The following is a 15,542-nucleotide window of genomic DNA, read 5'->3' as shown; positions in this document are numbered from 1 at the left end:
AAACTATCAGGATTTGATTTTCGCCAATATGCTCGCACATCTATTTATAGAAGGATTTGCAATAGAATGCAGCTCTCTAATATCCCTACCATTTCAAAATTAATTGAAAAAGTAATTCATGAAGAAGGGTTTTTAGAACAGTTATTAAATGATTTCTCCATTAATGTAACTGAGATGTTCCGTAATCCTGCTTTTTTTAAAGCGCTAAGAGAGCATGTTATTCCTGAATTGAAAAAACATCCTGAAATTAGAATTTGGCATGCTGGATGCGCAACTGGTGAAGAAGTATTATCAATGTCCATCTTACTTCACGAAGAAGGATTAAGTGAAAAGGCTGTTATTTATGCAACAGATATGAATACAAATGTGTTAGAAAAAGCAAAACAAGGCATACTTTCATTAAATAAAATGCAAACTTACACGAAAAACTATTTACAAGCTGGCGGTACACAAGCATTTTCTAACTATTATTCGACGGATAGTCGTTTTGCTTATTTCAATCCATCACTTTTACAAAACATTATTTTTGCACAGCATAATTTAGTAACCGATCAATCTTTTAACGAGTTTCATATTATACTTTGTCGTAACGTTTTAATTTACTTTACAAGTAAACTTCAAAACCAAGTGCAGCAACTATTTTATGAAAGTTTAAGTCACAATGGATTTCTATGTTTAGGGAATAAAGAAACTCTTCGTTTTTCAGATATAATGCCGCATTATACCCAATTTAATCCTAGCGAACAAATTTATCAAAAAATACAATAAAGTGAAACTTTAATCAGATGGGGGGATTCCCCACTGATTATCAGCCCTCACCAATCGGGCGTTTACGGACAGTTGATCTCCCACCTGCCTTCTTTGCTTCAGACTAAATTTTTTGGTGGGAGTCTTACTGCCCGTTAATGCGGGATAAAAAGCGTATGAAATCCTCTGTTTGGATTTCATACGCTTTTTATTTTGCATTCGTTTGTATCATAATTAGGCACATATCATCTGATTGTGCTTTCTTCTGTTCTCCCTTATAAAACCCTTCTATCTCGCCTTCTAAATCTCCCCATTTTCTTTCTGTAAAAGTACGTAATTTCTCTTCAGCCTCAAATTCATCATTTGCAATTGCTTCAAGAACACCATCTGTAAACAATACGATTTGAGCGTTCTTCTCAAAAGGTATAACTGTCTTTTCAACTTTTATTTCATCAAAAAATCCTACCGCACAACTCCCGCGATTTAGTTCAACCATATTTGTTTCATCAACTAAAACGTATCCAGAAGGATGCCCTGCATTTACATATTCAATCGTTCTCTTTTCTGTATCTACTACTAAATATATCGCTGTAAAATAATATGGAATATCGTCATTCTCATTATGTAAAAGAGTCATATATTTATTTAAGTCTTTAATGACAAGTTCTGGATCGATTAAAGATTTAATCGTTTCACGTAATACAGACGAAATAAACATACAAACTAATGAAGCAGATATACCATGTCCCATCACGTCTAATAATATAATACCGTAGCGGTTTTCATCGATTTTATACCAATAATACATATCTCCAGCTAATTTAAATGAAGGTAAGTAACTTGCTTCAATTTTTATATAATCTTCTCTTAATGGGCTACTTAATAAGTTTCTTTGTACTTGCGTAGCTAAATCTAGTTCATTCCGAAGATTTTCTTCTTGTTCTTTATGCCAATTTAATTCCGATTTCAAGCGTAACGCTACACGCATACGTGCTAATAGTTCAACTTTATTTATAGGTTTCGTAATATAATCCATTGCCCCCATATCAAGAGCTTCGGCCAACTTATTTGCATCCTCTAAAGCTGTAACAAAAATAATAGGAATATCTTTAAACTTCTCCTCTTTTTGTAATCGCCTACAAACTTCAAGTCCATCAATTTTAGGCATCATAATATCTAATAGTATTAAGTCAATTTCATTATGCCTGGAAGAATCTTTTCCAAACTGTATGTATTCGAAGAGCTCTTGTGCAGAATTGAGCGATACAAGATCATGATATCCGGCTTGTTTTAAAATTTTCTCAATTACAAATATGTTAACCGGATTATCATCAACAATTAAAATGGACACAAGTTATTTCCCCTTTTCTTATTTAAAATGTAAATCTATTATCATTTTCTATTTTTCTAGTATTACATACTCAGTTACAAAATGAAAATTTCGTACTCAAACATATTTATACAACAAAAGAACAAACCCCTAGAAATAGGAATTTGTTCTTTCACTGTATAAATTTCTACTTTTAATTTAACACCATTGCTTTATCATTTAAAAGACGATCTAATTCTTCCATATGATTTGTTTCATCTGCAATCATATCTTCTAGTTTTACAACTAACTCTGTCATATTTAATTTCGCTGCCTGTTCTTTTCTCGTTTCATAACGCTTAATTGTTTCATATTCTGATTGTCTAGCGGATTCTAACATTTCTCTAACATCTTCTACTTGTTTCACTGGTAAAGGGATCGTAGTAGGTGTACCACCTAACGTCTTAATTTTCTCCGCTAAATATAGGGCATGTCCTTGTTCATCACTAATTTCAGATTCAAAGAAAGGTTTCAATACTTGTCTATATATACCAGAAACTGTAGCTGCATTATGGTTATACATAATAATTGCTGAGTATTCTCCTGCTAAATCTTCATTCAATCCTTCGATTAGTTCTTTCACATCGTGTGACATTTTTATATCTCCTCCTATACTTAATAAGTACCCCTTTCCTCATGTTTTAAACATAATTATTTAAAATTTTTATGTATCTAAAAATGCAGCTTGCTTCAATTTACTTATCGCTTGTCTTTTAATACGAGAAACGTGCATTTGCGAAATACCTAACCGTTCTCCTGTATCTTTTTGATTTAAATTTTCTCCAAATATATAATGAATAACACTCTTTTCCGTATCATTTAATACGTTAAAAATATCCTCTAAAACGAGACGTCTTTCTGTCTGTTCATATCCTTGCTCTACTTCACCTACAGATTCAATTCTCGCTACCGAACTTCCATCAGATGAATTTTCAACTACATCATCTAAGGAAGATACTCGATAATTATTTTTCGCATCCATAATCTCTAGAACTTCCTCTTCCGATAGTCCTAAATGATTTGCAATTTCTATTATCTTCGGTGAACGTTGCAGGTGATCTGTTAACTCCTCTATCGCAAGTTTAATTTTCCCGCCTAAATCTTTAATTCGCCTTGGAACATGAATACCCCAAGTTTTATCACGTAAATACTTCTTTATTTCGCCTACTATTGTAGGTATTGCAAACGGCTCAAAAGCATTCCCTATCGAATAATCATACCTTCTTATTGCGCCTAAGAGCCCTAACATCCCTACTTGTATAATATCCTCATGCATCGGCCCGCCTTTTGAATAGCGATATGCAATGGAATATACGAGATTTTTATAATGATCAACTAACCTTTCCTGCGCTTCATTACATTGGTTTTGTTGGAATTCTGCAATTAGCTTAATAACGTCTTCTTTAGTAAGAGTTGTAGGTTGAGATTGGATTTCCATCATTCTCCACCTGCTCTCTTTGTATATATTTTGTCATTAAAACTGTCATGCCCTCATCATGCATGATTTGTATATCATCCATTAACGTATTGATTAAATATAAACCTAAACCATTTTCCGGCAAATGTTCTACTGGTTTATTAATATCATACGGACCGACTTTACTTTTTAAGCTACTGAAATCAAAGCTAACTCCATTATCCGCAGCCATAATTTCTAATCGATCTTCATATAGACCAAAGACAATTGTAATTTCTCCAACGTCTTCTTTATATGCATGTTGTACAATGTTTGTACATGCTTCACTAATAGCAATTTTCATATCTTCTATATCGTCATAAGCAAAGCCCATTCGATTCGCAACACCAGCCATTGTTAAACGAATAATAGCCACATATTCTGCCTTTGCAGGAATTTTCATTTCTATCTTTTCAAATCTCTCCATCATCCCTAGTCACCTTCTTTCTACTTTTTCAAAATCGGAATTCAAATTTAATATTTCTGTTAACCCTGTAATATCGAATAATCTTTTTAATCTTTTAGATACACCGATAAACTCTAGTTTTCCATCATTTTTCTTAACTGCTTTTAATAGCGCTATAAAAACACCTAAACCAGTACTATCCATATAATCTACGTTATGAAAATCTACTACAATATGAACCTCTTTTTCGCTTGTAATAGGCATTACCTTATTTTTTAAATCTGATGCCGTATACGCATCAATCTCACCATTAAGTTGTACCGTATAACCTACATCATTTTGCAAAATATTTATTTCCAAATTCATCATTTCCGCCCCCTTATCTCAAACTTTTACTATTTAATTACCCATAAAAATTAGTTTTAAACATATTTTTTTATTTTCATTATAAATAAATTTTCTACACCTTTCTCAGCTTAACACTAAAAAAAATACTACCGAATGTTTAAACCTTATAAATTTGTGTATGTATAATGTATAAACATTATTTTTAGGGGGATCTATCTATGGAAGAGCACAACTTTAAAAAGGGAGATTTCGTTCAATTTTCTTATCGACACGATCATGCTACAAAGTTAGTTGGTTCCATTATTAATATACTAACAAATACAATTGTAGTTGATATAGGTAATAACGAGGACTTATCTCATATAGAGCCAAGGCAAGTCGTAAGAATAAATAATTGTGAAAAAGTAACGATGGTTTAATACATAATAAAAAGTGTAATTTCAATGAGCGGGGGCCTTCATCCCCCCGCTCATTCCTATGCAGATTACATTAAAAAAGCATCCAAATTATTTTCATTGGATGCTTTTTTATGTATATTTATCAGTTCATTAACCCTATCGCTATATATAACAAACTTAAAATTACTATTCATTATCATACTTACGCTTTCCGTAGCATTCTAGAGAAGAATGTGACGATTAAAATAAAGACGATTGCGCCTAATAAAGCTGGAAGAATAAAGATGCCTCCCCATTCAGGACCCCAGTGACCAAATAATGCACTACCAACCCAAGATCCGATTAATCCAGCAATTACATTACCAACTATACCTAAAGGAAAGTCTTTCCCTGTAATCATTCCAGCTAACGCACCAATAAGTCCACCTACAATACACGTAATAATAAGTCCCACAATTAAACCTCCTATATTATTTTTATATTGGATTCATCAAGCTTTGGTATGTAACCAAAGCTTGATGAAAATGTATTATTCTTTATTATCCAACTCATCGCTTATCTTTTGTTTCACTTTTCCGACTTTTTCTTTTATAGTTCCCTTCGTCTTCTCCCACTTCCCTTCATTTTTCAACTCTCTATCTTCTGTAACTTCACCAATTCCTTCTTTTATTTGTCCTTTTTTCTTTTCAACTTTACCCGTAATTTGTTCTTTTAGCCCGCTCTCACTCATATTTCCCATCTCCTTTTCGTAATAGATTTATAGATTTAAAGGATACAAATTTAAATAGAATACATGCATCTTCTTTCTTGTAACCATTCACCGACTCTTTCTAAATCCTTAACGAATAACAAGATTTTCCCTTCATCCAGCTTTTCTTCATAAAAGTTCGCTTCTTCCTCATTAAGCCCTAACTCCTGCATCTTATTTCTTAACTGATCTCCTGTTTTTTGAAAGACGTTAATAATGCTTGTCCCAAGTCCCTCCTCTTTTATCCCAATTGTATTCACGTCTGCATTGTCTGCAATTCTATCTGTCCTATCTTTCTCATGTGTTAATACGTAAATATCTTTTTGTTCTATTCCTTTCTTCACTAGATCATTCGCTGCATTCATGACCTCTTTCTCCGTAATAAATTCATATACAAAAGGTTTACTATACTTCGTTTCCATCTTTAACTTCCTCCTTTAAAATGAATTATTTGTTATATTATATGTAGTACACCTATTTTCGAAATGTTAAACATAAAATTCAAAAAAAGTTATGTGAATTTTGATTTTAATAGAAAATAAACAACATCATTTACCACTTTAAAACATCTTCTACTTACAATAACCTCCTAAATTAACGGAAAATTGTTATAATTGAACGTAAGGAGGGATAATATGAAAAAAATCATATCTATATGCGCTCTAACCGCTCTATCTTTCACTTTAATAGGTTGTACAAGTACCTCGGTTACAGATAAATCTTCACAAGTTAAGCAAGAACATACACAAAATACCTTTCAATTAAACTCCGCAAATATTACCGACATTGAAATACTGAAAACAACAAATAATACTACTTCCAAATCTCAAACAGATAATGAAGAAATGATAAAATCTATCGTTTCAGCAGTTCAAAATGGAACACCTAAAACTATCACTTTAGATCAAAAAAAGAAACAATCTGTGCATTCTACTATAACCGTTACATATAAAGATGACGAAAAAGAAGAGTTTCTTGTTTGGGTTGATAATAAGGAACAAATTACAATTGCCAAAGATGAGAAGAAAGATAAGGTAGAAAGTGTGATAGTGAATATTAAAGATACTAAAATGATGAAGGATTTCTTTTAAAATTCTAGTTAACATTAAAAAAAGAGTAGGATTACATCCTACTCTTTTGTTTAATCATACCCAATAAATAGACTTTTATAAGATCTATTTAAGGTCTAATTTTGCTAAATCATGTTGTAAAACATTATTTCCTTCTTGTGGGTTAAATACGATTGCACTAAGACCAAAAACATTCGTAACAACATCTCTATCTTTCGGACGAATGATTCTTACTTCATAAGCAAACAGTGCTGGAGGAAGAGCTGCTGAACGAAAAGTAACATATCGATTAGGTGGCAATGTTTGTGTTGAAGGGTCTATTAATGGTAACAATACCGGAGAACCAGATGACCAATCAAACATTTCAACAGTTACTCTACGAGTATCATCTGGATCAACATTCATAGCCTCCACAGTAAGAAACAACGTAGCAGAATGTCTACGTAATACACCCGTTGATAAAGTCTCATTGTGATGTTCACAACATTTTTTCGGAGGGTGACCATAGCCATAACTCATACCAATTCCCCCCTTTCATTTACAATTAAGGACAAGTATTCCTTATAATATATAATGTTAGTATTCTTTTAGTGCAAGGTATAAAAGCGGATTTCCATCTATATTTTTGGATATTTTATTTTTCATTTATTCGCTTTTAAAGAATAAAGTGAAACTTTAATTAGCCCTCACCAATCGGGGTCTTACTACCCAGCAAATAGCGAGATAAATCTATTTTGAAAAGGACCTGCTCCATTCATTCGTAAAAGCATAAAGTAAATGGAATCCGTTAAAACACATGAGTGACCCCTTGGTTTTCCCTTCCTATTAAAAGGAGGAACTGTTATGGGCTTTGGTGGTAGTTGTGGCGGCTGTGGCTTCGCTGGAGGATTTGCTTTATTAGTTGTATTGTTTATTTTATTAATTATCGTTGGAGCTGCTTGCTTCTGCTAAAAAACTATCGGAAAAGACACTCATGTGAGTGTCTTTTCTTTATATGTAAAAAAAAGCCCGCCTATTTCCGTAGGCGGGCTTTATCTTTATTACACAATACGAAAGTATACTCTCTTTTTCACTAAAATTTTATGTAATTATACATATTCATGAAAATAGAAGACTTAAATTATGCCAAAATAAAGTGAAACTTTAATCAGTGGGGGGTGTTCATCCACCACTGATTATTAACCCCCACCAATCGGACTTTTACGGGCAGCCCGCCCCCCACCTAACTTCTTTGCTTACGCTGAATTTTGAGGTGGGGGTCTTACTGCCCGTTAATGCGGGATAAAAAATATAAAAAAATATCCAAAAAAACTGTCACAAAATCCGTTTTTCTGGTTTCTCTATAATACAGGTATCAAATTGAAAGTGAGGTTTAAACGGACATGTTAACCATAGAAAATGAAGAAAGTCATGCTTCTGATATGACCTTTGAAGATTTATTTAAGCAGTACTATGCTTACGCTGTGAAACAAATCATCTGGATTGTTAAAGATCAATCTATCGCTGAAGAGTTAGCACAAGAAGTATTTTTACAATTATATCGTAGCGATTGGAAAGGAATTGAAAACATACCTGGATGGTTGATTAAATCTTCTACTTATGTAGCTTATAACCATTTTCGATCTGAAAAAAGGCAGCAAGCGAAGATTGATAAAGAAATACAATACCATGAAGTACAAAATGTTTCATCATTAGACGATGATTGGATAAGAAAAGAAGAAATTACAAAGGTCCAAACGATACTAAATAAAATGAATGATCGAGAACGAACCCTTTTACTAATGAAATTCTCTGGTTTTCAATATAAAGAAATTGCAGAAGTACTTCAAATTGAAATATCTTCTATTGGAACATTATTGGTCCGAGCAAAAATGAAATTCCGCAAGATTTATAAACAAATGGAGGAGGCATAACAAATGAAATGTTATGATATCGGGTTTATTCAAACATATATTGATGGAGAACTTTCTCATGATATAAGAAAGGAATTCACAAAGCACCTAGATACATGTGAAGCATGCCAAGATTTATTAGTAGAAATTAGTAAATTAAATCAATGGGAAAACGTAATGCTAGATGAAGAATCTGCAAATTCACCACAAGAAATCAAAATTGATATAGAACAAGCATGGAAAACATTTGAAAGCCTTTCCAAGTTAGACAATGTTTCTAATATAAATCACAAAAAGCACCAAAAGAAGGGAATGTTTACAAACATGAGTAAAAAATCAAAACGTTTCATTTATACAGCAGTAGCTGCAGCTGCACTTTTTACAACAGCAATGATTCCACAAGTACAAGTGGCGGCTACAAATGTTGCTTCATATTTTTCTGATGCAATTACAAATGATAAAGTTGTAAATGAAGGAATAGGAGATGAAAATGGTGTCATACAAGATATGATGAAGAATGGTAAATATATTCCTATTGATGAAAAAATTACAGATCAAGGTATTACTGTACATCTCAAAGAAGTATTTATCGCAGATGCACGTATATCAGTTCATTATAGAATGGAAAAAGCTGATGGTAATTTAGTACCATTTGAATTTGATACATCAGGATTAAATCTTGAAAATGATGGTAAAATTAATGGGCAACAAGAGGAAAACCCTGAGATTAAAAATGACGGGAGACTATCATTTATCCATGATTCAGATGATCGTCTTCCTTTTGAACTTATGGCAGCAGGTAAAAAACTAAATGATGTAGGCATTCGTGATAATGATAAACCTGAAGGTGTTGCTACATTTGTTATAGATTCTAAAGGAAAAGACGCTTTTAAACAGCCCCTTACTTTAGATGTAAATATAACTAGAATTGGAAAAGTAATTGGATCTTGGAAAGGTCAAATTCCAATTGATACTTCACATTTGAAAAACAATACGAATTAACATGAAAAAAAGAATAGAACAATATGTATCTAATTCTCAGTTTATATGTTTTCTTGTTTTCGTTATATTTATTTCTTATATAGTTTTTACTCTATCTTTTATTTATGATTTAAGTTTATAACCTTAAATCAATCATTTAAAACCATTACAAAAAAAAGCCCCCTAAAAAAGTAGGCAAATAAATAACCGGTTTCTTAACGTATAAGGAATCGGTTATTTTGTATTTAAAATGCGTCTAGACGTACAATTTTTTTGATATGGTGACCTCTAATAAACCATATCAAAAAAAGAATAGACAGCCTAAGGTGCCTTTCTCCGACTTGAACCATGTTTAATTGTTTTGTTTATTGAGAAATACAATGGTTTATTTATGCTGATCTTCTATATTAGGTCCGTTTGCAGTCCATACAGCAATTAACAAAAGAACAATAGCGATGAAAAAGTTGATGAGCATTTTTACTAAACTACGCATAGGTAGAAAAGCATATATACTTCTCTACCTATCTTAATGTTACTTGATAAGTACTTGTTTTAATTATATATACAAGGAAATTAAACCAGCTATAACAATCAATGGAAGAATTACTGCAAGTTTATTTTGTAGAGGGACACGTTTGTCTGGGACTCCTGGATGGATAACAAAAGCCAGTAAAACAATTGCTCCAATAATACCTAAAAGTATATTAATGATAATCATCCTCCTAAGGAATATTATTAAAATTATATCAAATTTAAACACAAACAAAAGGAATTAATGTTAACAATTACCAAACAACCTATTTATACATAAAAAAACCCCCAAAGTATCTACTTTAAGGGGATCCATCCTATCACCTTCTCTCTTCATACAACCGATTTGCTTTATACGAGCAAACAAAATACATACATGTCACAACGGGGATAAATGTCAAAAAAAGTCCTCTCATTAATGCAAATGGCGTTTCAAATAAGAATGACCATAGAAATGATACACCTTGCTTATCCCATAATCCTGGCGTCAAGTATAGTTCTTTCGGATTTACAAAGGCTCCTAAATTCATTGTATTACTATACATAAATAAAAATAATATCGGCAAATAACAGATCGCTAATTCTAAAAATGTTTTAGATAGACGCTTATACTTCCCTGCTCGTGACATTGGATCTGAAAAAATGTCATCTTCACTTTCTTCATCTACCTTTTTAAAATATTGCGTACCTGACCACCTATTACCAGCTATATGCTCCCAGCCACTATCTTCAAATAATGTGCAGTAATTAATAAAATCACTTTTTCTACTAAATACTCTATGGTCTATTTTAATCGTCGCATCTTCCGGTTCTGTATATCTAAATGTATAACCAAATGTATTGCTTTCTAGTTGATAGCCTTTCCAAGCCATCTCCTCTAACCATTTTTCCTCTTTCTCAAAGTCTAAAAAGAATTTCAATCTCCACATCATCGTTTCCCCCTAACTATACGTGTAATAAACTTTTTGTAACCGCAATAATGTGCTGCATTCTCATAAAGTCTAAATGCAATACTTCTTTCCCGCGTTCCGTAATGACATACACTTTTCTTCGTTTATCTTCGCTTTTTACCGATTCTATTAACCCTTGTTTTAATAAATTTTCAACCGCACCATACAATGTACCCGCTGCGATTTTCACTTGATGATTACTCAGTTCCTCCACCTTTTGCATAATTAAATATCCATGAGCTGGCTCTAATAAAGCTAAAAGAACGTAATACGTTGTTTCCGTTAATGGTAAATTTTTATCTCTATTCATAAAGACCTCCAATGTAACGATAAGTATATAGCTAAACTATATAGTTCAACTGAATAGTTTCATTTTATACAGTCAAACTGTATATGTCAAATGTAGGAATAACTTTATAACCCAAAACAAAAACGCTACCTTTTTAAAAGATAGCGTTTTTGTTTTATCCTTGCTTATTCTTCGCCTTCATTTGCTCTTCATAAACAAACTTCGCGGTCATAAAGTCGTTAGAAAAATCTTTCAATGCATTCTTCATTACATTTAATTCTTCTTGTGATTTAATTTCAATACTGTTTAAGAAATCAAATGCTTTTGATTGTTCCTCCGCAACAAAGTTTTGTGTCATATAATCATCTTGGAAGTCTTTCTTCGCCTTTTCTTTTACTTTATTCATTGCCTCTGTTTTGTTTATGCTTTTCATTGGATTTTCGAATGCTCCAGTAGGTTGTTCTGGTTTTGGCTCTTCTTTCTTTTCCGGCTGTTGCGCTGGTGCTGGTTGTTGTGGTTCCTGCTTTGGTTGTTCTTGTTGAACCGGCTGCTGCGCTACTTGTTGCTCTTTTTTCGCTAACTCATCTTTTAACTTCTTCACTTGCTCATCAAGAGATTTTTTTTCAGTTTCTAACACACTCATATCACTTTTCAACTTTTGCGTTTCTTCAAAATGTTCATCTACTAATTTATTATATTCTTTCTCAGAGTACATTTTTTCACTGGTTGATGTCGTTTTCTCTTTCATAACAACTACATTAATAATTATAAATAAGGCTACAATTCCTATTAACGCAGCGGAAATCTTCTTTTTGTTCATGATTAATCCTCCAAAATGTAAAATTTAAAAAATTATCATAACAGACCAATTCGCTTTCAACTGTCATATTTTGTCGAATCAATATAATAAAAAAAAGCATCTGAAACAGATGCTTTTTCTCATTCTTAATACGTAAACGTAATCGTCACTAAAGAATACCCTTCTTTCGCATTGTAAGGCTCCGCTTTATAAGAAACTCGGTTTGCCCCTTGCGGATAATCGATTTCGCCAATTACCTTTTTCACATCTTGCAGTGCACCATTCATTGATTGCTTGTACAGCACTTCAATTTTCTCTGGTTTTGCACTATAACGCTGCTGCATTTTATTTTTTAATTCGGTATAGTTATTTGCAATATATTCATTTCCTAAATAGTTTAACTTTGTATCTTTTAATATTTGCTGATATGCAGGCGTTTTCTTACTACCTGCCGCAATTTTATTTGTCAGTGTACTATAATAGTTTGTTGTAGCTTGCGGGTAATCTCCGCGGTTCCACTCATGATTTCTTGTTATTTGCTCATCTGATAAGTTAAAATACGAATACGTTACGCGGCCCTGCTCATCTGGCACCGGATCATCGAATGTTGTATCAAGGTGATACCATTTGTTTTCGATTTTCACTAAATTCCAAGCATGAGGTTGTCCGTCCCCAGTTCCTGTCACGAAATGATTTTCAATTCCTGCTTCTTTTAACAATTGATAAGTTAATAGTGCGTAACCTTGGCAAACCGCAGAACGATTTACAAGTGCCTCATATGCTGTGTAAGCTTTATAAGACGTATCATAAGAAACATGTTTTACTACGTAATCATGAATCGCCTTCACTTTTTCGTGATCATCCATTCCAACTTGAGTAATAGAAGAAACGATTGCTTTCGCTTGTTTCATGACATATTCCGTCTGTTCTTTCGTTTCACGATATGTAATCTTAAGCGTAAATGTATAATTTCCAGGTGATCCAGAAAGTCCATATGAAACATTCGATCTATTATAATTTGTATACTCATTTTTACTTGCAACTTCTTTATATGCGTTAAAAAGTGTATTCATCACTTCGTCTGTATTATTATTTTTCGTTTTATATGGAAGTGTAATAGTCGTTTCATACGTATTAATACGCTTTTGTACTTCCTCTTTAAACGCTGTTAATAATGCCGCATCTCCTGTATCTTTCACATCGGCATTTTTATATTTCAAAGTTTTATATAAAAACTGCGCATACTGTTCACGTGTTACTGTGCCATACGGTTCAAAATTCCCGTTCCCTGTGCCATCTGCGATTCCATTTGACTGCACCGCACTAATTGCATTTTCTGCCCAAAATGGATTTGGAACATCCTTAAATGTATGTTTTTGTTTAGCCGCAAGATGGAAAGCATTTGTAAGAATTTGTGCCATTTCCGCACGACTCACAGAAGCTTTCGGTCTAAACTGGCCGTTTTCATCACCTTTAAAAACTCCTAAATTCGTTAAAGTTAATACCTCTTCTGGGAACATTGTAGAACTTTGATTAATATCACCGTAAGGATTTTTAATCGTAGATCCATCCTTTAATACGTAACGAGTTCCATCATTACTAAACGAACCACCTTGTTTATTCGGTACTAACACTCGATAAATTAAAGCCGCAACTTGCTCCCTTGTCGCAACATCTCCAAAACCAAATATCCCATTTCCATAACCTGAAATAATATTTTTACTCGCTAAATCTTTAATCGCAGGATATGACCAATGTGATGTCGGCACATCAGAAAAAACACCCACTTCAGCAGCTTTTACATCGCTGCCATTTGTATATAACAACGCACCACCAATAAGTGATAGTGATGTAATTGATTTTAATAGTTTTGTGTACATAATTTCTTCTCCCAATATGTTCTCTATTTTTGTTGGTTTATGTCGAAAAATCTAAAAATATGACAAAATATATTATACAATTAAAAGTTTTTGAGGGATATATCGAATTTTAAAATATGCAAAAATTCATATTGTTATAAGGATTCATAGTGATATTATGTTGTTTTACTTGCGAATATACAAATAAAAAAACGCTCATCTGAGCGTTTCATCTATATACCTAATAATTACTTTTTCTACACTTCGAACTCTTCTTCGGTAATAATCCTTTAATCTAACAACTCTTTATACTCCAATATTTCTTCAGCCCGATGGCCCTCCATGCGTATATTGTATAACACTTGTTGTATTAACCTTTGATTGGTCTGTTGAAACATTTCATCCATTTAGAAATAGTTCTATTAAATTTTTCACCACTAGCCATAAAAATATCTTATAATCTTTATATAATAAATTATTGTATTAGGAGTAGATAAAATGCCAGTTACACTCGAACTTATTCTTTTCATTCTTATAGCAATTAGTGCTGTTGGCTATTTAATAAAAGAATTTCAAAAAAATAGGAAACGAACACTTGGAATTTCACTAGAATTTTTAATTCTTTTCTGGTCAATATGGAGAATATCAACTATCATAATCTAATTTATAAAACATGAATTCCTTTGAATAAAACTCAATATTATGTCCATAATGTTGATAGGCTGTATGCCAGAATCCATTTAGTCTTCTCTGTATCTCCTTGTATTAAGCAGTTAGCCTTTGCTAGCTGCTTAATACAAGGAAATATTTTTTATTTAAATTAACTATTTTGTTCACTTTTTTGATACATTTACGAAACATTCATATGTTACGTTATATAAGTCCTTTTTTAAATCATATTCATTCTAGAAAAAAGTCCTAGTCCCCCTAGGGCTTTTTTCATTCAAATAAAGAGTTTTATTGTTTCTCAATAACCGCAACTATTTAATGTGGTAAAATAATAATTGGATTGGCATCCAATACCATATTACGATGGATCAAATCGCAAGAAGGCACCTTAGGGTGTCTTTTTTATAGAAAATCAGTTTAAAAACTAAAAATAAAAGAACCTCAATAAATGAGGTTCAAAAAATCTACTATTTTAAATTACCTTCGTAAAAAGCAACTCCATTTTGAACATGTTTTAAATACCACGTAATCGTCCCGCCACAAACATTTTCATTAAAACTATTAGCATATACTCCATTTGAGTAATAAAGAGTTCTTTTGAACTTACCGTTAGAATACTCATAAGGAATTGAGCATGTTGCTTGTTTCGGAGAGCTCACAGCTTTTTGCGTATCAGCTGAAGCTGCCCCAATTCCTCCTGTTAATGCAATACCTGTTGCCAATAGCCCTACTACTAATTTCTTGAACATAATAAATCCCCCTTTAATAGTTTTTATAACTTACAACTTAAATGTACCACTTTTGTAATTTATGTAAATATATTGAATATGTAGAAATATTTATTTAATTATTAGTAATATTAGGATTTTATTTTATCAAATGGAAAATAGAGGGATTAGGAAGGTTTGTAAAAATCCATACTAAGTAAACTAAATATCACGATATATCATTTATGGGCTGATCCAAAATTTTTTCTGATTGGAAAACTATAGTCTCATATATCAATTGCGAGGATACCTTAAGGTATCTT

General features: G+C 32.4%; 21 protein-coding genes. 6 read left to right on the top strand and 15 right to left on the bottom strand.

Annotation, left to right across the window (positions count from 1 at the left end; all coding sequences use genetic code 11):
• Nucleotides 1-768, top strand: a 768-nt coding sequence (locus MR160_RS19215) for a CheR family methyltransferase (protein ID WP_242297872.1), incomplete at its 5' end; no start/stop codon positions are given.
• A 187-nt stretch (nucleotides 769-955) separates the two neighbouring features.
• Here the strand turns inward: MR160_RS19215 and MR160_RS19210 are convergent.
• The 5 genes from MR160_RS19210 to rsbV form a co-directional block, all read right to left on the bottom strand.
• The gene (locus tag MR160_RS19210) at nucleotides 956-2,098 is read right to left on the bottom strand and encodes a fused response regulator/phosphatase (protein ID WP_000025524.1); all 1,143 of its coding nucleotides are present in this window, start codon (nucleotides 2,096-2,098) and stop codon (nucleotides 956-958) included.
• Nucleotides 2,099-2,270: 172 nt separating this feature from the next.
• A complete protein-coding gene (locus tag MR160_RS19205; RefSeq protein WP_000017755.1) occupies nucleotides 2,271-2,711 on the bottom strand; it encodes a ferritin-like domain-containing protein in 441 nt (146 codons plus the stop codon).
• Nucleotides 2,712-2,780: 69 nt separating this feature from the next.
• Nucleotides 2,781-3,557 (bottom strand): RNA polymerase sigma factor SigB, encoded by a 777-nt coding sequence (sigB, locus tag MR160_RS19200; protein ID WP_002083014.1) that lies wholly within the window; start codon nucleotides 3,555-3,557, stop codon nucleotides 2,781-2,783.
• Nucleotides 3,520-4,002, bottom strand: coding sequence for an anti-sigma B factor RsbW (rsbW, locus tag MR160_RS19195; protein ID WP_000970581.1), 483 nt, complete (start codon nucleotides 4,000-4,002; stop codon nucleotides 3,520-3,522). Before rsbW ends, sigB begins: the two co-directional genes overlap by 38 nt.
• A gap of 6 nt (nucleotides 4,003-4,008) precedes the next feature.
• A complete protein-coding gene (rsbV, locus tag MR160_RS19190) occupies nucleotides 4,009-4,347 on the bottom strand; it encodes an anti sigma b factor antagonist RsbV (protein ID WP_002106052.1) in 339 nt (112 codons plus the stop codon).
• 197 nt (nucleotides 4,348-4,544) lie between these two features.
• Between rsbV and MR160_RS19185 the strand changes: the two genes are divergently transcribed.
• The gene (locus MR160_RS19185) at nucleotides 4,545-4,745 is read left to right on the top strand and encodes a hypothetical protein (RefSeq protein WP_000390994.1); all 201 of its coding nucleotides are present in this window, start codon (nucleotides 4,545-4,547) and stop codon (nucleotides 4,743-4,745) included.
• Nucleotides 4,746-4,926: 181 nt separating this feature from the next.
• On the opposite strand, the gene MR160_RS19180 is transcribed toward MR160_RS19185, so the two are convergent.
• From MR160_RS19180 to MR160_RS19170, 3 genes are all read right to left on the bottom strand, one after another.
• Nucleotides 4,927-5,178: a GlsB/YeaQ/YmgE family stress response membrane protein gene (locus MR160_RS19180; RefSeq protein WP_000522902.1), complete on the bottom strand. Its 252-nt coding sequence runs from the start codon at nucleotides 5,176-5,178 to the stop codon at nucleotides 4,927-4,929.
• A gap of 75 nt (nucleotides 5,179-5,253) precedes the next feature.
• Nucleotides 5,254-5,454, bottom strand: a complete 201-nt coding sequence (locus MR160_RS19175; RefSeq protein WP_000004259.1) for a CsbD family protein — start codon at nucleotides 5,452-5,454, stop codon at nucleotides 5,254-5,256.
• A gap of 50 nt (nucleotides 5,455-5,504) precedes the next feature.
• Nucleotides 5,505-5,894: a YflT domain-containing protein gene (locus MR160_RS19170; protein WP_000448818.1), complete on the bottom strand. Its 390-nt coding sequence runs from the start codon at nucleotides 5,892-5,894 to the stop codon at nucleotides 5,505-5,507.
• Between the two features lie 213 nt (nucleotides 5,895-6,107).
• On the opposite strand from MR160_RS19170, the gene MR160_RS19165 reads away from it, so the two are divergent.
• On the top strand, nucleotides 6,108-6,563 hold the full coding sequence (locus MR160_RS19165; protein WP_000720869.1) for a hypothetical protein: 456 nt from the start codon (nucleotides 6,108-6,110) through the stop codon (nucleotides 6,561-6,563).
• 84 nt (nucleotides 6,564-6,647) lie between these two features.
• Here MR160_RS19165 and MR160_RS19160 read toward each other — a convergent pair whose 3' ends face one another.
• Nucleotides 6,648-7,061, bottom strand: coding sequence for a hypothetical protein (locus tag MR160_RS19160; RefSeq protein WP_000120211.1), 414 nt, complete (start codon nucleotides 7,059-7,061; stop codon nucleotides 6,648-6,650).
• Nucleotides 7,062-7,385: 324 nt separating this feature from the next.
• Here MR160_RS19160 and MR160_RS19155 point away from each other — a divergent pair, with 324 nt between their 5' ends.
• From MR160_RS19155 to MR160_RS19145, 3 genes are all read left to right on the top strand, one after another.
• A complete protein-coding gene (locus MR160_RS19155) occupies nucleotides 7,386-7,493 on the top strand; it encodes a YjcZ family sporulation protein (protein WP_000505670.1) in 108 nt (35 codons plus the stop codon).
• Nucleotides 7,494-7,924: 431 nt separating this feature from the next.
• Nucleotides 7,925-8,455 carry an RNA polymerase sigma factor SigX gene (locus MR160_RS19150; RefSeq protein ID WP_000955505.1) on the top strand — a complete coding sequence of 177 codons (531 nt, stop codon included), beginning with the start codon at nucleotides 7,925-7,927 and terminating at the stop codon, nucleotides 8,453-8,455.
• 3 nt (nucleotides 8,456-8,458) lie between these two features.
• Nucleotides 8,459-9,436, top strand: coding sequence for a DUF4179 domain-containing protein (locus tag MR160_RS19145; protein ID WP_242297870.1), 978 nt, complete (start codon nucleotides 8,459-8,461; stop codon nucleotides 9,434-9,436).
• A gap of 535 nt (nucleotides 9,437-9,971) precedes the next feature.
• Here MR160_RS19145 and MR160_RS19140 read toward each other — a convergent pair.
• The 6 genes from MR160_RS19140 to MR160_RS19115 all read right to left on the bottom strand — a co-directional run bounded on the left by MR160_RS19140 (nucleotide 9,972) and on the right by MR160_RS19115 (nucleotide 15,261).
• A complete protein-coding gene (locus tag MR160_RS19140; RefSeq protein WP_000583951.1) occupies nucleotides 9,972-10,133 on the bottom strand; it encodes a hypothetical protein in 162 nt (53 codons plus the stop codon).
• 133 nt (nucleotides 10,134-10,266) lie between these two features.
• On the bottom strand, nucleotides 10,267-10,878 hold the full coding sequence (locus MR160_RS19135; RefSeq protein ID WP_002083001.1) for a DUF2812 domain-containing protein: 612 nt from the start codon (nucleotides 10,876-10,878) through the stop codon (nucleotides 10,267-10,269).
• 13 nt (nucleotides 10,879-10,891) lie between these two features.
• Nucleotides 10,892-11,206 carry a PadR family transcriptional regulator gene (locus MR160_RS19130; RefSeq protein ID WP_001078063.1) on the bottom strand — a complete coding sequence of 105 codons (315 nt, stop codon included), beginning with the start codon at nucleotides 11,204-11,206 and terminating at the stop codon, nucleotides 10,892-10,894.
• Nucleotides 11,207-11,360: 154 nt separating this feature from the next.
• Nucleotides 11,361-12,005, bottom strand: a complete 645-nt coding sequence (locus MR160_RS19125; RefSeq protein ID WP_001035230.1) for a hypothetical protein — start codon at nucleotides 12,003-12,005, stop codon at nucleotides 11,361-11,363.
• 125 nt (nucleotides 12,006-12,130) lie between these two features.
• Complete coding sequence (locus tag MR160_RS19120) at nucleotides 12,131-13,864, bottom strand: S-layer homology domain-containing protein (RefSeq protein WP_081143649.1); 1,734 nt, start codon at nucleotides 13,862-13,864, stop codon at nucleotides 12,131-12,133.
• Between the two features lie 1,115 nt (nucleotides 13,865-14,979).
• Complete coding sequence (locus MR160_RS19115; RefSeq protein WP_000473837.1) at nucleotides 14,980-15,261, bottom strand: LCI fold-containing protein; 282 nt, start codon at nucleotides 15,259-15,261, stop codon at nucleotides 14,980-14,982.
• Nucleotides 15,262-15,542 lie beyond the last annotated feature (281 nt).

It is taken from the genome of Bacillus cereus group sp. BfR-BA-01382 (genome assembly GCF_022663475.1).
Lineage (GTDB): Bacteria > Bacillota > Bacilli > Bacillales > Bacillaceae_G > Bacillus_A > Bacillus_A thuringiensis_S.
The sequence above is the reverse complement of the archived record's forward strand: the minus strand, read 5'-3'. Positions and strand labels throughout refer to the sequence as shown.